Source organism: Paramagnetospirillum kuznetsovii, assembly GCF_003284725.1.
Taxonomy (GTDB): Bacteria; Pseudomonadota; Alphaproteobacteria; order Rhodospirillales; family Magnetospirillaceae; genus Phaeospirillum; species Phaeospirillum kuznetsovii.
Window position 1 is genome coordinate 1 of sequence record NZ_PGTO01000063.1, and the last position, 723, is coordinate 723.

At 65.3% G+C, this 723-nt stretch carries 1 protein-coding gene; it reads left to right on the forward strand.

Annotation, left to right across the window (positions count from 1 at the left end; translation table 11 throughout):
* Positions 1 to 723 (forward strand): trypsin-like peptidase domain-containing protein (locus CU669_RS20950; RefSeq protein ID WP_112147521.1); only part of this gene is annotated, 723 nt, incomplete at both ends.

Sequence of the window (723 nt, forward strand, 5' to 3'; positions counted from 1 at the left end):
TGATCTTCGTGACCTTCGCCTGGGGGATCTATCTCCTCGACCATTACGACGAGGACGATAATTTCCACGGGGCCGACGATCTGTCGGTGGGTCAGTTCCTGGTGCGCAACATCGCCATGCCGCATGTGCAGCGGCTGTATCACACGGTTCCTCCGGCGGTTGTCGGGGTCGGCGGCGGCGGGGTCAATGCCGGTCCGGTGGCCTCGGGGGCCATCGTTGGGGCCAACGGCTATGTGATCACCACCTTGCATTCGGTGTCCAATCTGCCGGAGATTTCGGTCCAGGTGGCGACGACGGCGGGAATCCGGCGCTTTCCGGCCCAGGTGGTGAAGACCATTCCCGGGCATGATCTGGCGCTGCTGAAGATGCAGACCACCGAGAAATTCCTGCATTTCCGCATGGCCGACGTCCAGACGGTGGTGCCGGGCCAGCAGGTGTTCGCCTTCGGCCGCAACATGGCGGGGGCGCCGCTGGTGCGCCAGGGTCTGGTGCAGTCGGCGGATGCGCCGCTGGCGGTGGGGGCCACCCAGATCACCCATCTGCTGCGCTCGGACGCGGTCTACAGCTGGGAACAGACCGGCGGCCCGCTGGTCAATGCCCAGGGCGATCTGGTGGGCATCAACATCGCCGCCACCGGTCCTACCGGCAAGGTGGAAGGCTTCACGGTCCCGGCCCAGGTGATCGTGTCCCATCTCCAAGACGTGGTTCGCTTCAAGAAGGGCG